Source organism: Agrobacterium tumefaciens, assembly GCF_017726655.1.
Classification (GTDB): Bacteria; Pseudomonadota; Alphaproteobacteria; order Rhizobiales; family Rhizobiaceae; genus Agrobacterium; species Agrobacterium tumefaciens_B.
The window spans coordinates 2,532,482-2,551,719 of sequence record NZ_CP072308.1; the positions used below are offsets into that span (position 1 = coordinate 2,532,482).

Genomic DNA, 19,238 nt, shown 5'->3' on the forward strand with positions numbered 1-19,238 from the left:
CCGGAAATCATTTTCAAATGAATTGAACCGGCCGCGCAAAACATTCCCGCGGCCGTTTTCTTGCCTTACTCCTGTCAGCGGTCACCGATCGCAAATTGCAGGGCATAAGCGCCATAGCCCGTGCCCTCGATACTGCCGTGCCGGAGAAAGGCTTCCCCCTGCACAGCCGGAAGACTGGTGAGGTTTGGTGAAAGGTTGGCGCGCATTTCCAGCCGTCCCGCGCTGAAATACCAATCGATCGCCAGACACTGCGTCTCACAGTCTAGGGAAACGCCCCTCTCGAAATCCGAGCGCAGGAGCGGCCAGATGTACCGGCGCCGTTTCTCAAGCAACGCCTTCATCCTTTCCCTTGCCAGCTTCCCCTCGGTCGTTTCCGCCTCATCCCACTTCAGGGTTGAGACCTGCATCGTGTGCGGATCATTCGGATCCAATACCACCTGCGGGGCATCGGGCGGCAATTCGCCCTGAAAGCTTTCCGCCTGTTTCAGCCGGTTCTTGATCTCCTGCTCCCGGTCGTTTTCGGGGTGGTCGGAAAAAAAGAAGAACGGGTTGGTCGAACCATGGTCGTCGCCCATGAACATCAGCGGCGTCTGCGGGGCAAGGAGGAGGATCGTCTCAAGCGTATCGAAAAGGGGACGTTGTATCAGGGAACGCAGCCGCTCGCCCCGCAGGCGGTTACCGGCCTGATCGTGGTTATGCAGAAAGTTTACGAACCGGTGGGGCGCAAGATGGCCGCTGGGTTCACCGCTGCCGGCAAATTTGTGAGAAGGCCGCGGGTGGCCCTGATAGACAAAGCCGGTTGCGAGCGAGCGGCGAAGACCGTCATAGGGCTGGTTGGCGAAATCTTCGTAAATGCCACCATCCTCCTGCGTGGTGGCGACATGAATCACATGGTGAAAGTCGTCGTTCCATTCGGCATCGACAGCGACGAGGCCATCAGACGAAGGGGTCAGGGGTGAGGCTGCATTTCGCGCGTCTTCGGTGACGATATGGACATGCCTGCCTGTTATCGTCCGCTTCACGTGCCTTGCCATCTCGATCAGAAAATCGACGTCTCCGTCGCCGCCGGCGAGATGGTCGGCGGCATCGATCCGTAGGCCGTCAAACCGGTAGGCCTCGAGCCAGTAGAGCGCGTTCTGGAGAAAGAACGACCGCACCTCGGCGCGGTTGAAGTCCGGCGCGGGTCCCCACGGCGTTCCGCCCTGTTTGAAGAACGCTGGCGCGAAGGTCTCAATCGCGTTTCCCGTCGTGCCGAAGTGGTTATAGACGACATCCAGCAACACCATCAGGCCATGGCCATGGGCCTCATCGATGAAGGCCTTGAGGTCTTCGGGCGTGCCGTAATCCCGCTGGGGCGCGAATTGCAGAACGCCATCATAACCCCAGCCGCGACTGCCCGAGAAGGTCGCAAGCGGCATGAGTTCGACCACCGTCACACCGATGCTGGCGAGATATTCCAGCTTTGCCGCGGCGGCAGCATATGTTCCCTCTCTTGTAAAAGTTCCGACATGAAGCTCATAGACGACCGCTTCAAGCCAGGGCCGGCCTTTCCAGTCGGGGTTTTTCCAGTGGAAGTCATGGTTGACGATCAGGGAGGGGCCGAGCGGGCCTTCCTCCTGCCGGTGGGAAGCGGGATCTGAAACCCTTGTCCCGTCCTCCAATATGAAGCCGTAGCGATCGCCGGCGGAGGTGGGTTTTGTGATGTGATGCCAGCCGTCCCCGGCCGTTTGCATGTTGGATTCCGCATCATTCAGCCATAATCTCACTGCGGCCGATGCGGGCGCCCAGATCGTAAATTCCGTTTCTCCGGATTGCTTTCGCTGGGCGCCCCATTTGCGATATTTCCCTGCATCCATCATCAACCTCCTGTTGTCGGAGGTCTAACCCGTTGATGATCCTGCGGTTCCCGCCAGTCGCCTGTCAGCCCTTATCTTTGCGAAGGTCTCGGACGTGATGTGGGGAAAGGTGTCTCCGGCGGATGCGTCCGGGCCGACGAGGCTTTCGAAAAGCGACATATACTGCGCGGCACTCTTGTCCCAGGAAAAATTGGCCTGCATTGCCTGCGCCTGAAGCCGTCTGAAAAGCTGGCGGTCGTTATAGGCATCAATCGCGCGGTCGAGTGCTGCGCGCAAATCCTCCTCATTTGCCGGTTCGAACTGAAAACCCGTCGCCACCCCGCCTCGATGGCCGCGTCATTTGCATCGATGATGGTTTCGGCAAGCCCGCCCGTGCGGCTGACGATGGGAAGCGCACCGTAGCGGAGCGCGTAGAGTTGTGTGAGCCCGCAGGGCTCGAACCGGGAAGGCTGGATGATGAAGTCTGAGCCCGCCTGGATCATATGCGCGAGCCGTTCATCGTAACCGATATGGGCGCAAACCAGCTCAGGGTATCGCTTCGCCAGCGCCCGCAGATTTTCTTCCAGCGCCGTGTCACCCTCGCCATGAATGATCAGCCTGCCTTTTCGCGCGATGATCAGCGGCACGACCTGGGGGAGGAGGTCTATGCCTTTTTGCCAGGTCAGGCGGCTGACCACGCCGAAGACAGGCCCCTGCGTCGGGGCAAGGCCGAGGGCCTGAAGCAGGGCATATTTGTTCAGGCTTCGTCGCGTGGCCGTCGCAGCGGTGAAATTTGCTATGATGTAAGGATCGGTTGCAGGGTCCCACACATCCTGGTCGACACCGTTGACGATGCCACGCAGGTCATCGCGCCGAACGGCCAGCACACCATGCATGCCCATGCCCATATCCGGTGTCAGGATTTCCCTCGCATAGGTCGGACTGACTGTTGTCACGGCCGAGGCCGTCGTGAGACCGCCCTTCAGAAAGGAAATGTCGCCATAATATTCAAGGCAATCGACGGTGCAAAGGTGCGGGGGCAAGCCCAGCATGCCGGCCCGATCCATTGCATATTGGCCCTGAAAGGCGAGATTGTGAAGGGTGAGGACGGTGGGCACCTTGGGTGTCGCCTCTGAAAGATAAACGCAGGTCAGCGCCGCATGCCAGTCATGGACATGGACAAGATCGGGCTTCCACTCGGCTATGGCCCCAAGGGCAATCTCTGCGGCCACCTTGGATAGCACCGCGAAGCGCAGGTCATTGTCGCCGAAGGGCGCGCCTTTCATGCCGTAGGGATGGCCGTCCCTGTCGAACAGGTCTGCCGCCTCGAGAAGGAGAAGTCGATGCCCTTTGGCGGCGACGGCGTAAACCGCTACCGGCCATCCGAGAATATCGGTCTTCAGACACGGTGTCTGGCCGCGAACGAGGGGGATCAGCTTGCGGTAAAGGGGCAGCAGAGTGCGAACGTCTGCGCCGAGTTTTGCGAGCGCCTCCGGCAGCGCCCCTGCCGCATCGGCCAATCCGCCGGTCTTGACGAAGGGAAACAGTTCGGCCGTGACGGCAAGAATGCGCATGTGGCGCCTCCAGGAACGCGTGGATATCAAACGGCAGGAACCCGGAGACGGAGCGGCGGCAGCGCGCAGCCGTCTACCGGAAGCAGGAGGCTATCTGTCCTGCTGGTGACCCTGATGGGTGGTGTTGATCTTGATGTTTGCCTGCCTGCCGGTCCGTGTTGAAACCTTTTGTTCCTTGACCGGAGAAGCCTCTTCCGTGTTCAGGCGTTCATTGTCGCCTGACCCCTCGTGGCTTCTGTTTTCCTCGGGGATGGGGAGCGTTTTGCGGGTCATCGTCTACCTCGTCGGGCCTGAGTTCGTGGAGCAATCCGAACCATGCCCGCGTGGCTTTGTTCCTGCCTGTTCGATCACCTTTTATGGTGCGGTCGGGAAGAATTCAAAAGCAGGATGAGGCGTACCAATCCTGCTGGCCGCGGTCGGAACTTCGGCCCTGACGCGCTGCCTTTCATCCCGAACGGGTTGTCAACGGACCCGTAGCTTGGTCCTGAAATAGAGGGCGGTCAGTTGCTGGAGTTTCAGCGGGTCAACGACGCCACGATCATACATTTTCAGAACGTAGCGGGCGACTTCGGCGCGGCAGAGGGCAGGGTCCGGCTCGGCCGAAACGACATTGTCGAAGGCTGCCTTAACGATATTGATGTCGTCGTCCAGGAATATTCCCGAACTCTGGTACTCGTGATTCGCATACATTTCACCTCCTCGAAATGCGTCGGGCATTTCACAGCGTGAGGGAAGATGCATCCATCTTATAGGGAAACCGCCAAAGGTAAATGTCCGCCACCGTACCAAACCGACGGCGTGAAAATCCTCCCGTGCGGCGCCTGCTGCCGCTTCAGACCGCGGTGAGATTACCCAGCGGCGGCTCCGAAGGGTGCGCGCGCCGGAAGCGGGCGAGCATGCGGTTGCCCTCCTCTTCGGGCAGACCGTAGAGCTCGCCGGCATAGGTTTCCAGCGTCTCACGGTTCCTGATCGTGATCCGTCCTCTTTCAGAACGAATGAAGCCATGGCTCTCAAGAACGTGCAGCGCATCCGTCACGCTTGCACGCCGCACTGCCAGCATCGTTGACAGAAAGTCGTGTGTCAGATGCAGGGAATTGCCTTCGACACGGTCGTGACACATCAAAAGCCAGCGCGCGAGACGCTCGGTGACCGACTGGATGGCGTTGGAGGAAGCCGTGCACTCCACCTGCACCCTGGCGATATGATGCGCGCAGACCAGAATGTCGAAGAACACCCGATGTTTTGCCAGCAACGTTTCAAACGACCCTATGTCAAGGGCAAGTGCCTCACCCGGGGCCTGCATCACGATCTCGGTCACGTTTCTCAGCGCGCCCGCCGCTGCGGCCATGGGAACGAAACCCTCTCTACCCACGAGGCCCGCTTCAGTCCTTCGCCCGGCTTTCGAGACGACAACGACGGATGCGATGCCGGAAGAAAGGAAGAAAACGCGCTCGATCGGCGCGCCAGCGGATATCAGCACATCGCCCAAGGCGAGTTCTACCGCGCTGCAGGCTCCCACAACCTCGCGCCTGACACCCTCAGGCAAAAGAGAAAACAGAATATTCGCTTCACCATGGCCCTGCGGTCGCTCCAGCATAACACGTGCCTCGCTCTAATGCCTGGTGCCTCCTCCCTGCGCAACCAGGGCGGAGACGATGGTTTCGATATCTTCCGAACGCTCGGAGAGGATAAAAGGTCCCGGTGCACTGTCGATAACGGTCGCGGGAACGAAAAAAAGATAGGGTATTGCTTCGGCTTCCAGTCTCTCGGTCAGCCGCAGGATAACGTCCGGCTCGTAACGGATGTCGACGATCGCTGCTGCGAATTCCAGTGCGTGCTCCCGTTCTAAGTGATCAGCCGTGTAGGGTCCTTCGAGGCCAACGCGGGCATTCGACCAGGCCTTCGTGATCTCGGGTGTCACGGTATCGGTCATCCCGATGATAGCGATGGTGAGGCGTTCGACAGTCTCCATAGCTTTCTCCTCGCATCCCATCGCATGCACTGACCTTTCAGCTCACCATAGCGCCTGAAAGGCGCAATTCCAGCCGTCCAATCAAGCGAAATCTGAAATATGCGCAAGAGAGGCAAAGGCGCCACGGATCGATCCGATGATAGCGCCTGGATGAAGTTCCATGGTAAGTGGACCTCATCCTGGTACAGGCGCTAGGGGCTCGGACAGCTGCCGCACAGACCGCCGCCCCATCGAGACGCGGCTGGTCTACGATGCCGCTTAAATCTTGCCGGCTCTTAGACTGGAGCCGTCAAACGACGCGGGGTAGCTGACCTCGCCACTCCTGCGCCGCAAAGGCATATCCACCTGATAGGGCACTGCTACTGTTGGCTGTGATGAGGTGCGCCACCGGCTGATGGCCGCCGCATCGGTCAAGGGCAGATTGGCGACCGGACCGGAAGCCTTTGCCGTGTCCGCGGATAATAAATCGCTTTGCAGCTCTTTTGCCGCGGACAAAGCCATATGGCGGCTGGGGTACACGCCTCGTATCACGCCGGAGATAACGACAGCCCATCCATTTTCATGGGCGATGATCTTGTGTTCGATTTTTTTGTGCATGGTTTTGAAGCCTCCCTGTTTGGGAGTCCCTAACCACGATGGGAAAGGCTTGTTCCTGATGGTCGGACCGAATGCAGCAGATGCGGCGGTTACGAGTTTTCGGCAAGGATCTCCTCTATCCTGTGCAGGTCGGCGATGAACGCGCGCTGCTGCCGGTGGGCGTCGTCGCGGTCGCGAAGGCGCAGGAGATAGGAGGGGTGTATCGTGACGAGGAGGCGGGTGCCGAAAGGCGTCGTCAGGAGGTTGCCGCGTTCGCTGGTCACGCCGGTTCTACGCCCGGTCAGTGTATAAAAAGCGGTAGCGCCCATGGCCACGATCAGGTCGGGGGCAAGCAGGCGCAGCTCTGCTGCCAGCCACCAGGCGCAGCTTTGAACCTCGCCGCTATTCGGGCGTTCATGCAACCGCCGCTTGCCGCGCTGTTTGAATTTGAAATGTTTGACCGCGTTCGTCACATAACATTGCGAGCGGTCGACGCCGGCTTCCTGGAGACATTGGTCGAGGAGACGGCCGGCTGGTCCGACGAAGGGTCTGCCTTTCCGGTCCTCCTCATTGCCGGGCTGCTCACCGACGAGAACCACGCGCGCTTTCGCGCTGCCTTCGCCGAAAACCAGCTGGGTGGCGTCTCGGTAGAGATCACATCTCCGGCATCCCTCGGCGTCGTCCCGGAGGGCTCCCAAAGAGGTGGCATCCGCGCCACCGGACTGGAAGGCGGGAGGCGGTTTTCTGCTTGGCCTTTTCTCCGTCACGGCGGTTTCTCCTTCCTCGCCGGTTATCAGGACCGTTCCCCATCATTTGGCAAGCCATACCCAATCGCGGTATTTCGGGTTATCATGCTGTTTCAAGCTTGGGCAGGAATTGCGAATTTTGGTCATCCTGCGAGGCAGAGACGCCCCTTTCTGCAAATTTGTACGGTAACGTACTCACTGTTTTCATTCATTTTTCCCCTGCTAATATGATTCTGCAGGTTAATGTTTCGAGCAGAGGGGCGAACGGGGCGAACCGCTATGCTTGGATCAAGTTTTGTTTTCTATAACCGATTGTTGAAAACCCTCGGCACGGAACGGCTGTCGCAGCTCGCCGCCCGTATGGAACCGGTAAACCTGCCGGCCGGGCATCAGCTCGTCGGTGCCGGCATGCCGATCTCCCATCTCTGTTTCATCGAAACCGGGCTCGCATCGACCATCGTGCATGATGAGGGCGGCAAGGGTATCGAGACCGTGCTTGTCGGGCGCGAGGGGATTACCGGCTGGCCCGCACTGCTGGGCGCAGAAACCACGCCGGATGAGACCGTGATGAGCGTGACCGGGCGCGGCTACCTCATCCCGGCTGCCGAAGTATTGCGGGATATGGAAGAGGATGCGCGTCTGCGCGAGCTTCTGCTCGGTTACGTCAATATCTGCATGCTTCAGGTCGGCCAGCTCGTGCTGGCGAACGGGCAATACAGCCTGCGCGAAAGGCTCGCGCGATGGTTGCTGATGTGCCATGACCGGCTCGATACCGATGACCTGCCGATTACCCATGAGTTCCTCTCCACGGTTCTTGGTGTGCGCCGGCCCGGCATCACCAATGAATTGCACATTCTCGAGGGCATTCATGCGATCCGCGCCAGCCGCGGCAAGGTCCGCATCATCAATCGCCGCATTCTGGAAAGCGTTGCCGACGCGACCTACGGCGTCCCCGAAAAAGAATATGAGCGGCTGATGGCGCGCATGCAGACGGATGTCGACACGCCGTCAGCCATTTCTGTCTAACGCATCGGCAAAGCGGACGACTGTCAGAACCTCCTGCTGCGCGTTGCGGATGATGATGCACCCTCCGGAGATGTCGCGGCCCTGCAGGATGGCATCGCTCATCAGCGCGCGGGCATCTTTCAGCGCCTCCTCGATCGCCTGGTCGAGCGAGGGCAGAACGCTCCCTTCCTGATCATCAAGGACATTCTTGCCACTGATCACAGTGAAGAAAAATCTCGGCATTTCGGTCTTCCCGGCTAAGGCGTTGTCGTCGCCGCCATGCCCCTGCACCCTCAGCCGAACTGCCGCAGATACTGGGCCTGTTTTTCAAGTCGCGTGGCGAGTTCGGAAATACTCATATTCGTGGCACATAAATGGATGGCGCATTCCAGAAACTGCAGGGACGAGCGTCTGAGAAAGTCCTGCTGTTGCTCGTAAGCAATTCTGGAGATGCGATCGGACTTATCGGGTTTATCCGTCATCGTCGTGTTCCCTCTGATTGAATTTCTCTGCCGCCTAACCGGTGCAACCCGCAATGGTTTCGAAAAAACTTGGCCTCATCGCACCCTGCGTTCTGCGGAACATCACCTCAGCAAAGAGGTTGGGTGGGTTCGCAACTTAAATGGAGGCAGCGATGACCATCAAATCTCCGCGAGACGGTGCGCCTGGCACCACCGACCAATCGCCGCGCTGGGAAGGGCCGGAGGAAAACCGGCCGAGAGGTTACATGAAACCGTCTGACGATCCTGAGCACGATCGCGACGCCGTTGGCGAGAACCTTAGGGATCCACGCAAGAAGCGCGTCTCGGACGCGATGAAAACGCGCGATGACCCATGATCCGGCGGCCTGACCGCCGTCACCGATGACAGGAGGAAGAGATGTCCACGTCAACAAAAACGCCGGCCAGCATCCGACAGGGTGGGCCGGGCGCATCGCATGAAAATGCAAAGGAGCCGCTGGAAATCCAGAAGCCCCCCGCGGACAGCGACAAACGCTCGAAGAGCCACGTTTCCGGCGGCGGTGGCGAGCGCGACAGTCACCACACCCACGATCCCGGCCGAAAATCATGATCGTTCGGGAGAAGAACAATGAAAAAGGCGAAGAAGAAAAAGAAATGGTCGCAGAAAGTGACCAGGGAAAGCGATGCGCTTGACCTTGAAAAAGAGGTCTTCACAAAGGAGGACCCCTCGCAGATCGCCCGATCGCTGAAGGCCTCGGCAGAACAATCCGACAGGCGCAAGGCAAACCCTTTCCGGTCGGCCATGTCCATGCTGGTCTTTTACATCAACCGGGCCGGTCGATCGCTGCCGAGAACACGAAAGGATGTGCTGGAAGAGGCCAAGGACGAACTTCGCAAGGAATTTGGAAAGCAGCGATGAGAGCCTGTCGCGATCTCACGAAATGTTAAAAAAAATCCGGAACTCCTGCCGCGCCGAATGGTTCGTTTGAGGCGTCTCACGGAAGGCGCGAGTGACAAAATCACCAATATGAGGAGACATACCATGGCAAATCAGGGTGGTACGCACGAACAGCATGTGAAGGCCGGCCAAAAAAGCCACAAGAACAGCGACAGCGGTTCCAAGTCGGCATCGACCTCCTCCGGCAATGGCGACAATGGCAAGACCCGCGGCGGATCACATGAGCAGCATGTTAAGGCGGGTCAGCAGAGTCACAAAAACTCCTGACGCTGAAGATATATGAAATCCCCGCGTTGAAAGCGGGGATTTCTTTATTGTAATGGCCCGCTCCCGTTTCGCGGGTTTCGCTTTTACTTGATCAACGGCAGAAGATCGTTGATCGACTTTTTCGCATCTCCGTAGAACATGCGCGTATTGTCCTTGTAGAACAGCGGGTTCTCGATGCCGGAGTAACCTGTGCCCTGGCCGCGCTTGGAGACGATGACGAGTTTCGACTTCCACACTTCCAGAACCGGCATGCCTGATATGGGTGAGTTCGGATCGTCCTGGGCTGCCGGGTTGACGATGTCGTTCGAGCCGATGACGATGACGACGTCGGTGCTTGGGAAATCGTCGTTGATCTCGTCCATTTCCAGCACGATGTCGTAGGGCACCTTCGCTTCGGCGAGCAGCACGTTCATGTGGCCGGGAAGACGGCCGGCCACCGGATGAATGGCGAAGCGCACGGTCTTGCCGTCGGCGCGCAGCTTGCGCGTCAGTTCCGACACCGCGCTCTGGGCCTGTGCCACCGCCATGCCGTAACCGGGGACGATGATGACGCTGTCGGCGTCGTTGAGTGCCGCGGCCACACCTTCGGCGTCGATCGCCACTTGTTCCCCCTCGATTTCCATCGCCGGGCCCGTCGTGCCGCCGAAGCCGCCGAGGATGACCGAGATGAAGGAGCGGTTCATTGCCTTGCACATGATGTAGGAGAGGATCGCACCCGAGGAGCCCACCAGCGCACCCGTGACGATCAAGAGATCGTTGCCGAGCGTGAAGCCGATGGCGGCGGCCGCCCAGCCGGAATAGCTGTTCAGCATCGAAACGACGACCGGCATGTCGGCGCCGCCGATGCCCATGATCAGGTGATAGCCGATGAAGAAGGCGGCCAGCGTCATCAGCACCAGCGTCCATGCGCCTGCGCCGTTGCAATACATGATGAGCAGCACGAGCGACAGGATCGCGGCACCGGCGTTCAACAGATGCCCGCCCGGCAGTTTCTTCGCCTTGCCGTCCACCTTGCCGGCAAGCTTGCCGAAGGCGACGACGGAGCCGGTGAAGGTGACCGCGCCGATGAAGACGCCGAGGAAGACCTCGACCTTCATGATCGCCAGTTCCACCGGCGTCTTGTGGGCGAGGATGGCGGAAAAGCCCGTCAGTAGGGAACGTGCGGTTTCGTCGAGCGAGGCGACATGCGCTTCCTCGATATGGGCGTTGAAGCCGATGAAGACGGCGGCAAGACCGACGAAGGAGTGAAGGGCCGCCACAAGCTGCGGCATTTCGGTCATCTGCACGCGGCTTGCGACGAAGTAGCCGAGGACGGAGCCGCCGGCCAGCATCAGGAGCACGACGAGCCATTGCCCGACGCCCTTGCTGATCTCAGGACCGAAGACGGTGGCGACGATGGCGAGACCCATTCCAACGATGCCGTACCAGACGGCACGCTTGGCGCTTTCCTGTCCGGAAAGGCCACCGAGGGAAAGGATGAAGAGAACGGCTGCGGCAACGTAAGCCGCGGAAACAATACCAATGGTCATTTACTTAAATCCTCGCACGCTCAGGACTTCTGGAACATGGCGAGCATGCGCCGTGTCACGAGGAAACCGCCGACGATGTTGATCGTCGCGATCAGGACGGAAAGCGAGGCAAGGATCACCACCAGCCAGTTGCCGGAACCGATCTGCAGCAGCGCGCCGATGATGACGATGCCGGAAATGGCGTTGGTGACGGCCATTAGCGGCGTGTGCAGCGAGTGGCTGACATTCCAGATGACCTGGAAACCGACGAAGCAGGCGAGCACGAAGACGATGAAGTGGCTCATGAAACTTGCCGGCGCATAAAGACCAACGAGCAACAGGATGGCCGTGCCGGCGACCAGAAGCCCGACCTGGCTCTTCGTCTGCGCCTTGAACTCCGCCTTTTCCTTGGCGTGCTTTTCCTCCGGCGTCAGCTCTTTGGCTTTTTCCTTCGGCTTCTGCGCGGCAATGGCCTGGATCTTCGGCGGCGGCGGCGGGAAGGTGATCTCGCCCTGATAGGTAACGGTCGCGCCCCGGATGACGTCGTCTTCCATGTTGTGAACCGGCTTGCCGTCCTTCGCGGGCGTCAGATCGGTCATCATGTGGCGGATGTTGGTGGCGTAAAGCGTCGAGGCCTGCGTTGCCATGCGGCTCGGGAAATCGGTGTAGCCGATGACGATGACGCCATTGTCGGATACGACGCGCTGGTCGGGAACCGTCAGGTCGCAATTGCCGCCGCGCTCGGCGGCGAGGTCGATGATGACCGAACCCGGCTTCATCATCGCCACCATGTCGGCAAGCCACAGCTTCGGGGCGTCGCGGCCGGGGATCAGCGCCGTGGTGATGACGATATCCATCTGCGGGGCGAGTTCGCGGAATTTCTCCAGCTGCTTCTCGCGGAATTCCGGCGAGGAGGGGGCGGCATAACCGCCGGTCGCTGCACCATCCTGCTGCTGGTCGGCAAAATCGAGATAGACGAATTCCGCGCCCATGGATTCGATCTGCTCGGCCACTTCAGGGCGCACGTCGAAGGCATAAGTGATCGCGCCGAGCGATGTGGCCGTGCCGATGGCGGCAAGACCGGCAACGCCGGCGCCGATGACCAGCACCTTGGCGGGCGGCACCTTGCCGGCGGCCGTCACCTGACCGGTGAAGAAGCGGCCGAAATTATTGCCGGCCTCGATGACCGCACGATAGCCGGCGATATTGGCCATGGAAGACAGGACGTCCATCTTCTGGGCGCGGGAGATACGCGGCACCATGTCCATGGCGATGACGTTCGCGCCTTTTTGCTTCGCCTGTTCCAGAAGGTCCTTGTTCTGGGCGGGATAGAAGAACGAGATCAGAGTCTTGTCCGAAGACAGGCGATCAATTTCCGCCGTTCCCGGCGGGCGAACCTTGGCGATGATATCGGAGCCGCTGTAAAGCGCCTCGGCGCTGTCGACCACCGTCACGCCGGCTGCGCGATAGGCGTCGTCAGAAAAGCCGGCCGCCTTGCCGGCCCCTGCCTCGACGACGCACTCATAGCCGAGTTTCTGCAAAGCCTGCGCGCTGTCAGGCGTCATGGCGACCCGCGCTTCACCTTCATAGAGTTCTCTTGGTGTCCCGATTCTCAAAACTGCTCTCCCATTCCCGTCCTGATAAGCCGTCATAGCCCATTTCGGGCGTTTTTGTCTTGTTATTGCTGTTTTCTACCTGCGGCGGATTGACAGGCCGGAAAAGCCCATTTTCGGCCATGGCGGTACGGCGGCAACAAAAAACCCGGCGCCGAAACGCCGGGTGATTTCCACAGTCTATCGGGTGTCACTCAATCCATGGCATGGATATCGCGATCCTTGGTTTCCGGCAGGAACAGCAGGCCGATGACCAGCGTGATGCCTGCAAAGATGATCGGATACCAGAGGCCATAATAGATATCGCCCTTCGCCGCGCTCATCGCAAAGGCGGTGGCGGGCAGAAGACCGCCGAACCAGCCGTTGCCGATGTGGTATGGCAGCGACATGCCGGAGTAGCGGATGCGGGTCGGGAACAGTTCCACCAGCAATGCTGCGATCGGGCCATAGACCATCGTCACGTAGATGACGAGGACGGTCAAAACCGCGATGATGACGACCCAGTTCACGGCAGCCGGATCGGCTACCATCGAGAAGGTGCCGCCGCCGGCCACAGTGTAGACGGCCATTTCGGCTGCACCACCGGTTTCGGCCGGAGTGAGCAGCTTGTCAGCCACCAGCTTGTCGGTCGCAACCATCTTCTTGTCGGCGGCGCGAACGGCATCGGCATTGAGGTTCAGTTCCGGGTTTGCGGCAATGAAGGCGTCCAGTTTTGCGTCAGGCACCTGTGCCGCGCCGCGCACCAGCGGGTAGCCGCCATCGTGAAGCGCCATGTTGACCTGCTTCTGGAAGGCCCTGTCCTTGGCTGCGGCATCCGCGCCAGCGGCGACGGCGTCGTAGCTGGTGATGGTGGCGTCGCCGATCTTGACGGTGGCCGGCTGGCCGGCCGGCCCCGCGACCACGTCATAAGGCACGGAATTGCGCGTCAGGAACGAGGTTGCGATATCGCAGGATGTGGTGAACTTTGCCGTTCCGGTCGGGTTGAACTGGAATTTGCAGTCGCCGGGTGCGGCGCTGACGGTGGCGCGAACGCTGGACTGCGCCTGTGCAAGCGCCGGGTTACCTGCCCAGGTCAGAGCCTTGAACAGCGGGAAGTAGGTCAGCATGGCAAGGATCAGACCAGCCATGATGATCGGCTTGCGGCCGATCTTGTCGGACAGCCAGCCGAAGATGACGAAGAAGCTGGTGCCGAGAATGAGCGCTGCCGCCACCATGATGTTGGCGGACTGGCCGTCGACCTTCAGAATGCTCTGCAGGAAGAACAGCGCGTAGAACTGGCCGGTGTACCAGACAACGGCCTGGCCGATGACGGCGCCGACAAGCGCGATGAGCGCGATCTTGGCGTTTTTCCACTGGCCGAAAGCTTCGCTCAGCGGCGCTTTCGACGTCTTGCCCTCTTCCTTCATCTTCTTGAAGGCAGGAGATTCGTTCATCTTCAGACGGATCCAGACGGATACGCCGAGCAGCAAAACGGAAACGAGGAAAGGAATGCGCCAGCCCCAGGCAGCGAAAGCTTCCTTGCCGAGTGCAAACTGCACGCCGAGAATGACCACCAGCGACAGGAACAGGCCGAGCGTCGCCGTCGTCTGGATCCAGGAGGTGTAGTAACCTCTGCGACCATTGGGGGCATGCTCGGCAACATAGGTTGCAGCGCCGCCATATTCACCGCCAAGCGCCAGACCCTGCAGCATGCGCAGAACGATCAGGATGATCGGAGCGGCAATGCCGATCTGCGATGCGCTGGGCAGCACGCCGACGAGGAAGGTGGACACACCCATGATGAGGATGGTGATGAGGAAGGTATATTTACGTCCGACGATATCGCCGAGCCGGCCAAAGACCAGCGCGCCAAAGGGGCGCACGAGGAAGCCGGCGGCGAAGGCCAGCAGCGCGAAGATGTTACGCGTCGTTTCCGGATACTGGCTGAAGAAGTTCGCGCCGATGTAGATCGCGAGCGAACCGTAAAGATAGAAGTCGTACCATTCGAAGACCGTTCCGAGAGAAGAGGCGAAAATCACCTTCTTCTCTTCACCCGTCATTGGACGGGCGGCGCCGCTTACGGCTGCAACATTTGCCATTGTCTGTCCTCCACAGATGTCCCAATCGACGCACTGCGGAGCCCAGCTCTCTCCTCTGGACTCAACCTTACGGCTGCAATGCGCGTGACAGCAGAGTGACAGAAAATTAACCCCAGTAAGAGCGATGCTTTCGGATTATGACTTTAGTCTAATGTGAAGCATCCCGAATATGTCGCGCTGCGGCTCCACGCCTGCTTCAGCCGGCGCCTTTTCCCTTGACAGGAACGAGAAACCTTCTAATAGCTTCTCGCGAAGAAGGAGCATCACCTTGCGCATGCATGTTGCAGACATGTTCGTCATGGAAGGACCGGCACAATCCGCCGGCGATGATCCGCGTCTTTCTTATTCTATCCGAATTACGGCCAAAACGACGATTAAAACCGTCTAACGTCTCTGGCCACCGCTCTCTCCCCGGTTTGGCTGGGGATCGAGGAAGCCGCGATATGATGCGGGTTCCCACCTCACCAAAAAGAGGAGAGACAGAAAGAGAGCTTGATCATGGGTTTCAAAGTTGCAATTGCAGGCGCCACCGGCAACGTCGGTCGCGAAATGCTCAATATCCTGGCCGAACGCGGTTTTCCCGCCGATGAAGTCGTGCCGCTCGCTTCCGCCCGCTCGCAGGGCACGGAAGTCTCCTATGGCGACCGCACGCTGAAGGTTTCGAACCTCGAGAACTACGATTTTTCCGACACGGATATCTGCCTGATGTCGGCCGGCGGCGATGTTTCCAAGAAGTGGTCGCCAAAGATCGGCCAGCAGGGCTGCGTCGTCATCGATAACTCGTCCGCCTGGCGCTACGATCAGGACGTTCCGCTGATCGTTCCGGAAGTGAACGCCGATGCGGTTGCAGGCTTCACCAAGAAGAACATCATCGCCAACCCGAATTGCTCCACGGCGCAGCTCGTTGTTGCGCTGAAGCCGCTGCATGATTTCGCCAAGATCAAGCGCGTCGTCGTTTCCACCTACCAGTCGGTGTCCGGCGCAGGCAAGGAAGGCATGGACGAACTGTTCCAGCAGACCCGCGCCGTTTTCGTGGCCGACCCGGTCGAATCCAAGAAGTTCACCAAGCGTATCGCCTTCAACGTCATTCCGCACATCGACGTCTTCATGGAAGACGGCTACACGAAGGAAGAATGGAAGGTTCTGGCCGAAACGAAGAAGATGCTCGATCCGAAGATCAAGGTGACCTGCACGGCGGTGCGCGTTCCTGTCTTCATCGGCCATTCGGAATCGGTCAATATCGAGTTCGAAAACGAGATCACCGCCGATCAGGCCCGTGATATCCTGCGCGAAGCACCGGGTTGCCTCGTCATCGACAAGCGCGAAAACGGCGGTTACATCACGCCGGTGGAATCCGCCGGTGAAGACGCGACCTACATCTCGCGTATCCGCGAAGATGCGACGGTGGAAAATGGGCTCAACCTCTGGGTTGTTTCTGACAACCTGCGCAAGGGCGCAGCTCTTAATGCCGTCCAGATCGCCGAACTGTTGATCAATCGTGGTTTCATCAAGCCGCGCAAGGCCGCTGCCTGATCAACGATACGATTTTTTAAGGTTCGTTAAGTATAACCCGTCTGTTCTGTGTGGGGCAGGCGGGTTTTATAATTGGCGAGATCACGGCCAGTTTATTTGCAGGCTTTGCTGTCGAAAGGCAATTTAGGCCGCCAAAAGGCAGTTTTGGCACCTGAACCATGCAGTATAATGGTTTGGTTCTCGGGAAAACTCTCCCAAAAACATCGAAGGCAGATTTAGATGCGGGCAATGAAGGCAATTCTGGCTGGTGTGGCCATGGTCTCGGTTCTGGCAGCGACGCCGGTCATGGCGGCGCAATGCGGCAACACCTCCGCGGGTTTTGAAGCGTGGGTCGGCGCCTTCAAGCAGGAAGCGGCGGGCCGCGGGGTCAGCGCCTCGGTGCTCGATCGCGCCTTTGCCAACGTAACCTACAATCGCGCCACGATCAGCGCCGATCGCGGCCAGCACAGCTTCAAGCTCTCCTTCGAACAGTTCATGCAGAAGCGCGGCGGTCAGACGATCATTTCGCGCGGCAAGACGATGAAGAAGAACAATGCCGCCCTCTTCGATTCGATCGAGCGCGCCTACGGTGTGCCCGCCGGTCCGCTCCTCGCCATCTGGGGCATGGAAACGGGCTTCGGCAGTTTCATGGGTAAACAGCACACGCTGTCGGCCGTTTCGACGTTGGCATTTGACTGCCGTCGTTCGGATTATTTTACCGAGCAGCTTTATGCCGCCCTGAAGCTCGTCGGCAGCGGTTCGCTGAATGTCAACGCCAAGGGTGCCGCACATGGTGAAATCGGCCAGACGCAGTTCCTGCCGTTGAACGTGGTGCGCTACGGCGTGGATTTCGACCGCGACGGCCGCATCGATCTCGTTGGCTCGCGCGCAGATGCGCTGGCTTCCACCGCTAACTTCCTCGTCGGCCATGGCTGGCAGCGTGGTGCAGGTTACCAGCAGGGGCAGGCGAATTATGCCGCCATCCAGGGCTGGAACGCCGCAAGCGTCTATCAGCAGGCCATCGCCTTCATCGGCAAGGCGATTGACGGCCAATAAGGCCGCTTCCCACGCGCGAATCACTTCCGTCATGCCGGACTTGATCCGGCATCCAGTCACGGCGCGTCTGCGCCGCGAACGGGTCTTTGGCGATCAAGGACTTGATCGCACTGGACCCCGGATCAAGTCCGAGTGACGAAGTTGAATGTTATTGGCGGAGGCTACACGCCTTAATCACAGATCGGGGCGGCGAAAGTCGCCGGTTTTGCCGTCCATCACCCACAATTCGCCGGTCGAAATATCGAACCATGCGCCGTGCAGCTTCACCTTGCCGGCGGTTTCCTGTGCCTTGACGAAAGGGAAGCCGCGCAGATTGGTGATGGAGTTGCGGATGGAAACGCGTTCCAGCGCCGTCTGCCGCTCGGAGGCGGTCATCACATCGTTGCTCTGGATTTGCGAGGCGGCCGACTTGACCATGTTCATCCACTTGCCAATGAAATCGCCGGGCGACAACGGCTCGAGATTGGGATCGAGTGCTGCCTGGATGCCGCCGCAGCGGCCGTGACCCATGACGACGATGTCCTTTACCTTCAGAACCTGAACAGCATATTCGATGGCGGCGGAGGTTGCGTGATATTGCCCGTCGGGCTCGAAGGGTGGCACCATGTTGGCAACGTTGCGGACGACGAACAACTCTCCCGGTCCGCAGTCGAAAATGGTTTCCGGTGCCGAACGGGAGTCACAACAGGCGATGAACAGCGTTTGCGGTTTCTGTCCGGTTTCCGCCAGAACGCGGTATCTTTCGCGCTCATCGGCATAGCGGCCGCTCATGAAGTTCTTATAGCCGTTGAGAAGGTTTTCCGGAAAATCTTTCATCTATCGCAGTACCGTTGTGGTTGGACCGAGATCAAGAGAGGAACTCGGTGCGTTGAAGACCAATCCGTTGGAGCGTTTTCGCTTTTCTAAGCCGTAAAACCGCCCCAACTCCCTATGTGCCGCATTCCGATCGGAAAACCCGCCCCGATTTTCCTGGAGATGCTCTGCCCGCTATTTGCGCCTGCTGCGCGAAGGATGCAAGAGATGACGCATCTGCACCATGGCCATGGGTGTGGAGAGACTTGACGAGTCGGTCTCCAGCGTCAGTTCGTTCATGTCGCGTTTTTTGGTGCGGGCGAGGACTTCGAACACGCTGGCGGTTGCCAGCTGCAGCGCCTTTTCATCGTCCAGACCCTCCAGCAGGCGGGCGAGGAACAGCGCCGACATCAGGTCGCCGAGGCCGTTCGGTGCATTTTCGATAGCGCGGTGTTCGGCGAGAAGCGCATGGCGGCCGCTGAGATAAAGATTGCCGGTTCCGCCCGTCATCATCGGTACCGCCGAGGTGACCAGCATTTTCGGCGGGCCGAGGGCGAGGGCGGCATCCATGATGGCATTGTTGGTCTCAAGCTCCGCGCCACTCATCCACGCCAGTTCGTATCGATTGGGCGTCGCGACAGTCGCCAGCGGAATGAGTTCGTCGCGGATGGCTTCGGCGGTCTCGAGCGGAATATAGAGCCCGCCCAGATCGCCCATGACCGGATCGCAGGCGTAGATCAGCGCCGGGTTCTTTTCCTTGAGGTTGCGGATCAGCCTTGCGGTGGAGCGAACCTGCGCGGCGCTGCCGAAATAGCCGGTCAGTACGGCCTTGACCTCGCCTATCCATCTGGCGTTTTCGAGGTCGCTCATTGCCTTGTCGAAATCGTCGTCCTGAAAGCGCATGCGGGTGGAGGGGCCGTGCCCGGGATGCCAGGGCATGACGATAGTCGGCACCGCCCAGACCGGATAACCGAGCGTCTCTAGCGCAAAGACGGCGGCGCGGTTGCCGACGGAGCCACGCATGACGTGGCTGGAAATGACGATGACGGCACCCTGCGTATTGTCCTGCATCACGGCCTTCTTGCTTTCATACGTCGCAGAAATCCCGCAAGAACCCCTGCCCAAAGATCAAGATGCGCTCTCATGACATATCGCACGTCCGGTTTCCACCCTTATTCCCGCAAGGGTCTGTCCCGCTAAAGCATGGCGGGGGAGGGCATGTCGACGACGCCGGACAGCTGCTGCGTTGCAATCAGGTGGGCACCTCTATGTTTTTGTTTATGCA

At 59.5% G+C, this 19,238-nt stretch carries 21 protein-coding genes and 1 pseudogene; 7 read left to right on the top strand and 15 right to left on the bottom strand.

Annotation, left to right across the window (positions count from 1 at the left end):
* Positions 1-74: 74 nt before the first annotated feature.
* The 8 genes and pseudogenes from treZ to AT6N2_RS12385 form a co-directional block, all read right to left on the bottom strand.
* On the bottom strand, positions 75-1,856 hold the full coding sequence (gene treZ, locus AT6N2_RS12350; protein ID WP_209089694.1) for a malto-oligosyltrehalose trehalohydrolase: 1,782 nt from the start codon (positions 1,854-1,856) through the stop codon (positions 75-77).
* Positions 1,857-1,880: 24 nt separating this feature from the next.
* Positions 1,881-3,409 (bottom strand): annotated as a pseudogene (gene glgA / locus AT6N2_RS12355) (glycogen synthase GlgA).
* Positions 3,410-3,499: 90 nt separating this feature from the next.
* A complete protein-coding gene (locus AT6N2_RS12360; RefSeq protein WP_063948109.1) occupies positions 3,500-3,682 on the bottom strand; it encodes a hypothetical protein in 183 nt (60 codons plus the stop codon).
* Positions 3,683-3,871: 189 nt separating this feature from the next.
* Positions 3,872-4,099, bottom strand: a complete 228-nt coding sequence (locus AT6N2_RS12365) for a hypothetical protein (protein ID WP_144577015.1) — start codon at positions 4,097-4,099, stop codon at positions 3,872-3,874.
* Positions 4,100-4,241: 142 nt separating this feature from the next.
* Positions 4,242-5,006, bottom strand: coding sequence for a Crp/Fnr family transcriptional regulator (locus tag AT6N2_RS12370; protein ID WP_209087179.1), 765 nt, complete (start codon positions 5,004-5,006; stop codon positions 4,242-4,244).
* Between the two features lie 15 nt (positions 5,007-5,021).
* Positions 5,022-5,381: a hypothetical protein gene (locus AT6N2_RS12375; protein ID WP_209087181.1), complete on the bottom strand. Its 360-nt coding sequence runs from the start codon at positions 5,379-5,381 to the stop codon at positions 5,022-5,024.
* Positions 5,382-5,639: 258 nt separating this feature from the next.
* Positions 5,640-5,978 carry a hypothetical protein gene (locus AT6N2_RS12380; RefSeq protein WP_209087183.1) on the bottom strand — a complete coding sequence of 113 codons (339 nt, stop codon included), beginning with the start codon at positions 5,976-5,978 and terminating at the stop codon, positions 5,640-5,642.
* An 89-nt stretch (positions 5,979-6,067) separates the two neighbouring features.
* Complete coding sequence (locus tag AT6N2_RS12385) at positions 6,068-6,724, bottom strand: UdgX family uracil-DNA binding protein (protein ID WP_209087185.1); 657 nt, start codon at positions 6,722-6,724, stop codon at positions 6,068-6,070.
* A 258-nt stretch (positions 6,725-6,982) separates the two neighbouring features.
* On the opposite strand from AT6N2_RS12385, the gene AT6N2_RS12390 reads away from it, so the two are divergent.
* Entirely contained in the window at positions 6,983-7,729 is a 747-nt protein-coding gene (locus AT6N2_RS12390) for a Crp/Fnr family transcriptional regulator (protein ID WP_209087186.1), read from the top strand.
* On the opposite strand, the gene AT6N2_RS12395 is transcribed toward AT6N2_RS12390, so the two are convergent.
* Both AT6N2_RS12395 and AT6N2_RS12400 read right to left on the bottom strand, forming a co-directional pair.
* A complete protein-coding gene (locus AT6N2_RS12395; RefSeq protein WP_063948184.1) occupies positions 7,712-7,951 on the bottom strand; it encodes a DUF6894 family protein in 240 nt (79 codons plus the stop codon). The genes AT6N2_RS12390 and AT6N2_RS12395 overlap by 18 nt on opposite strands.
* Before the next feature lie 50 nt (positions 7,952-8,001).
* Positions 8,002-8,190 (bottom strand): hypothetical protein, encoded by a 189-nt coding sequence (locus tag AT6N2_RS12400; protein ID WP_063948103.1) that lies wholly within the window; start codon positions 8,188-8,190, stop codon positions 8,002-8,004.
* Positions 8,191-8,348: 158 nt separating this feature from the next.
* Between AT6N2_RS12400 and AT6N2_RS12405 the strand changes: the two genes are divergently transcribed.
* The 4 genes from AT6N2_RS12405 (at position 8,349) to AT6N2_RS12420 (ending at position 9,394) form a co-directional block, all read left to right on the top strand.
* Complete coding sequence (locus AT6N2_RS12405; RefSeq protein WP_077224706.1) at positions 8,349-8,546, top strand: hypothetical protein; 198 nt, start codon at positions 8,349-8,351, stop codon at positions 8,544-8,546.
* A 41-nt stretch (positions 8,547-8,587) separates the two neighbouring features.
* Positions 8,588-8,779 (top strand): hypothetical protein, encoded by a 192-nt coding sequence (locus tag AT6N2_RS12410; protein ID WP_209087188.1) that lies wholly within the window; start codon positions 8,588-8,590, stop codon positions 8,777-8,779.
* An 18-nt stretch (positions 8,780-8,797) separates the two neighbouring features.
* Positions 8,798-9,088 (top strand): DUF3175 domain-containing protein, encoded by a 291-nt coding sequence (locus AT6N2_RS12415; protein ID WP_209087190.1) that lies wholly within the window; start codon positions 8,798-8,800, stop codon positions 9,086-9,088.
* Between the two features lie 123 nt (positions 9,089-9,211).
* The gene (locus AT6N2_RS12420; RefSeq protein ID WP_209087192.1) at positions 9,212-9,394 is read left to right on the top strand and encodes a hypothetical protein; all 183 of its coding nucleotides are present in this window, start codon (positions 9,212-9,214) and stop codon (positions 9,392-9,394) included.
* 83 nt (positions 9,395-9,477) lie between these two features.
* On the opposite strand, the gene AT6N2_RS12425 is transcribed toward AT6N2_RS12420, so the two are convergent.
* The 3 genes from AT6N2_RS12425 to AT6N2_RS12435 form a co-directional block, all read right to left on the bottom strand.
* Positions 9,478-10,923: an NAD(P)(+) transhydrogenase (Re/Si-specific) subunit beta gene (locus AT6N2_RS12425; protein WP_144577024.1), complete on the bottom strand. Its 1,446-nt coding sequence runs from the start codon at positions 10,921-10,923 to the stop codon at positions 9,478-9,480.
* A 20-nt stretch (positions 10,924-10,943) separates the two neighbouring features.
* Positions 10,944-12,518 (bottom strand): Re/Si-specific NAD(P)(+) transhydrogenase subunit alpha, encoded by a 1,575-nt coding sequence (locus AT6N2_RS12430; RefSeq protein WP_209087194.1) that lies wholly within the window; start codon positions 12,516-12,518, stop codon positions 10,944-10,946.
* A 191-nt stretch (positions 12,519-12,709) separates the two neighbouring features.
* Positions 12,710-14,593 (bottom strand): MFS transporter, encoded by a 1,884-nt coding sequence (locus tag AT6N2_RS12435; RefSeq protein WP_209087196.1) that lies wholly within the window; start codon positions 14,591-14,593, stop codon positions 12,710-12,712.
* A 498-nt stretch (positions 14,594-15,091) separates the two neighbouring features.
* On the opposite strand from AT6N2_RS12435, the gene AT6N2_RS12440 reads away from it, so the two are divergent.
* Positions 15,092-16,126, top strand: a complete 1,035-nt coding sequence (locus AT6N2_RS12440; protein WP_063948095.1) for an aspartate-semialdehyde dehydrogenase — start codon at positions 15,092-15,094, stop codon at positions 16,124-16,126.
* A 219-nt stretch (positions 16,127-16,345) separates the two neighbouring features.
* A complete protein-coding gene (locus tag AT6N2_RS12445) occupies positions 16,346-17,161 on the top strand; it encodes a lytic murein transglycosylase (protein WP_063948094.1) in 816 nt (271 codons plus the stop codon).
* Between the two features lie 174 nt (positions 17,162-17,335).
* Here the strand turns inward: AT6N2_RS12445 and AT6N2_RS12450 are convergent, their stop codons facing one another.
* Positions 17,336-17,977 carry a carbonic anhydrase gene (locus tag AT6N2_RS12450; protein WP_063948093.1) on the bottom strand — a complete coding sequence of 214 codons (642 nt, stop codon included), beginning with the start codon at positions 17,975-17,977 and terminating at the stop codon, positions 17,336-17,338.
* 171 nt (positions 17,978-18,148) lie between these two features.
* Positions 18,149-19,024: a pyridoxal kinase PdxY gene (gene pdxY / locus AT6N2_RS12455; RefSeq protein ID WP_063948092.1), complete on the bottom strand. Its 876-nt coding sequence runs from the start codon at positions 19,022-19,024 to the stop codon at positions 18,149-18,151.
* Positions 19,025-19,238: the final 214 nt, after the last annotated feature.

What these genes read in the sequence shown, in the direction of transcription:
- AT6N2_RS12360 (WP_063948109.1), bottom strand. Translation starts at nt 3,682, where the DNA reads ATGACCCGCAAAACGCTCCCCATCCCCGAGGAAAACAGAAGCCACGAG.
- AT6N2_RS12435 (WP_209087196.1), bottom strand. Translation starts at nt 14,593, where the DNA reads ATGGCAAATGTTGCAGCCGTAAGCGGCGCCGCCCGTCCAATGACGGGT.
- pdxY (WP_063948092.1), bottom strand. Translation starts at nt 19,024, where the DNA reads ATGCAGGACAATACGCAGGGTGCCGTCATCGTCATTTCCAGCCACGTC.
- AT6N2_RS12425 (WP_144577024.1), bottom strand. Translation starts at nt 10,923, where the DNA reads ATGACCATTGGTATTGTTTCCGCGGCTTACGTTGCCGCAGCCGTTCTC.
- AT6N2_RS12410 (WP_209087188.1), top strand. Translation starts at nt 8,588, where the DNA reads ATGTCCACGTCAACAAAAACGCCGGCCAGCATCCGACAGGGTGGGCCG.
- AT6N2_RS12370 (WP_209087179.1), bottom strand. Translation starts at nt 5,006, where the DNA reads ATGCTGGAGCGACCGCAGGGCCATGGTGAAGCGAATATTCTGTTTTCT.
- AT6N2_RS12445 (WP_063948094.1), top strand. Translation starts at nt 16,346, where the DNA reads ATGCGGGCAATGAAGGCAATTCTGGCTGGTGTGGCCATGGTCTCGGTT.
- AT6N2_RS12375 (WP_209087181.1), bottom strand. Translation starts at nt 5,381, where the DNA reads ATGGAGACTGTCGAACGCCTCACCATCGCTATCATCGGGATGACCGAT.
- AT6N2_RS12390 (WP_209087186.1), top strand. Translation starts at nt 6,983, where the DNA reads ATGCTTGGATCAAGTTTTGTTTTCTATAACCGATTGTTGAAAACCCTC.
- AT6N2_RS12415 (WP_209087190.1), top strand. Translation starts at nt 8,798, where the DNA reads ATGAAAAAGGCGAAGAAGAAAAAGAAATGGTCGCAGAAAGTGACCAGG.
- AT6N2_RS12380 (WP_209087183.1), bottom strand. Translation starts at nt 5,978, where the DNA reads ATGCACAAAAAAATCGAACACAAGATCATCGCCCATGAAAATGGATGG.
- AT6N2_RS12365 (WP_144577015.1), bottom strand. Translation starts at nt 4,099, where the DNA reads ATGTATGCGAATCACGAGTACCAGAGTTCGGGAATATTCCTGGACGAC.
- AT6N2_RS12420 (WP_209087192.1), top strand. Translation starts at nt 9,212, where the DNA reads ATGGCAAATCAGGGTGGTACGCACGAACAGCATGTGAAGGCCGGCCAA.
- treZ (WP_209089694.1), bottom strand. Translation starts at nt 1,856, where the DNA reads ATGGATGCAGGGAAATATCGCAAATGGGGCGCCCAGCGAAAGCAATCC.
- AT6N2_RS12450 (WP_063948093.1), bottom strand. Translation starts at nt 17,977, where the DNA reads ATGAAAGATTTTCCGGAAAACCTTCTCAACGGCTATAAGAACTTCATG.
- AT6N2_RS12395 (WP_063948184.1), bottom strand. Translation starts at nt 7,951, where the DNA reads ATGCCGAGATTTTTCTTCACTGTGATCAGTGGCAAGAATGTCCTTGAT.
- AT6N2_RS12440 (WP_063948095.1), top strand. Translation starts at nt 15,092, where the DNA reads ATGGGTTTCAAAGTTGCAATTGCAGGCGCCACCGGCAACGTCGGTCGC.
- AT6N2_RS12400 (WP_063948103.1), bottom strand. Translation starts at nt 8,190, where the DNA reads ATGACGGATAAACCCGATAAGTCCGATCGCATCTCCAGAATTGCTTAC.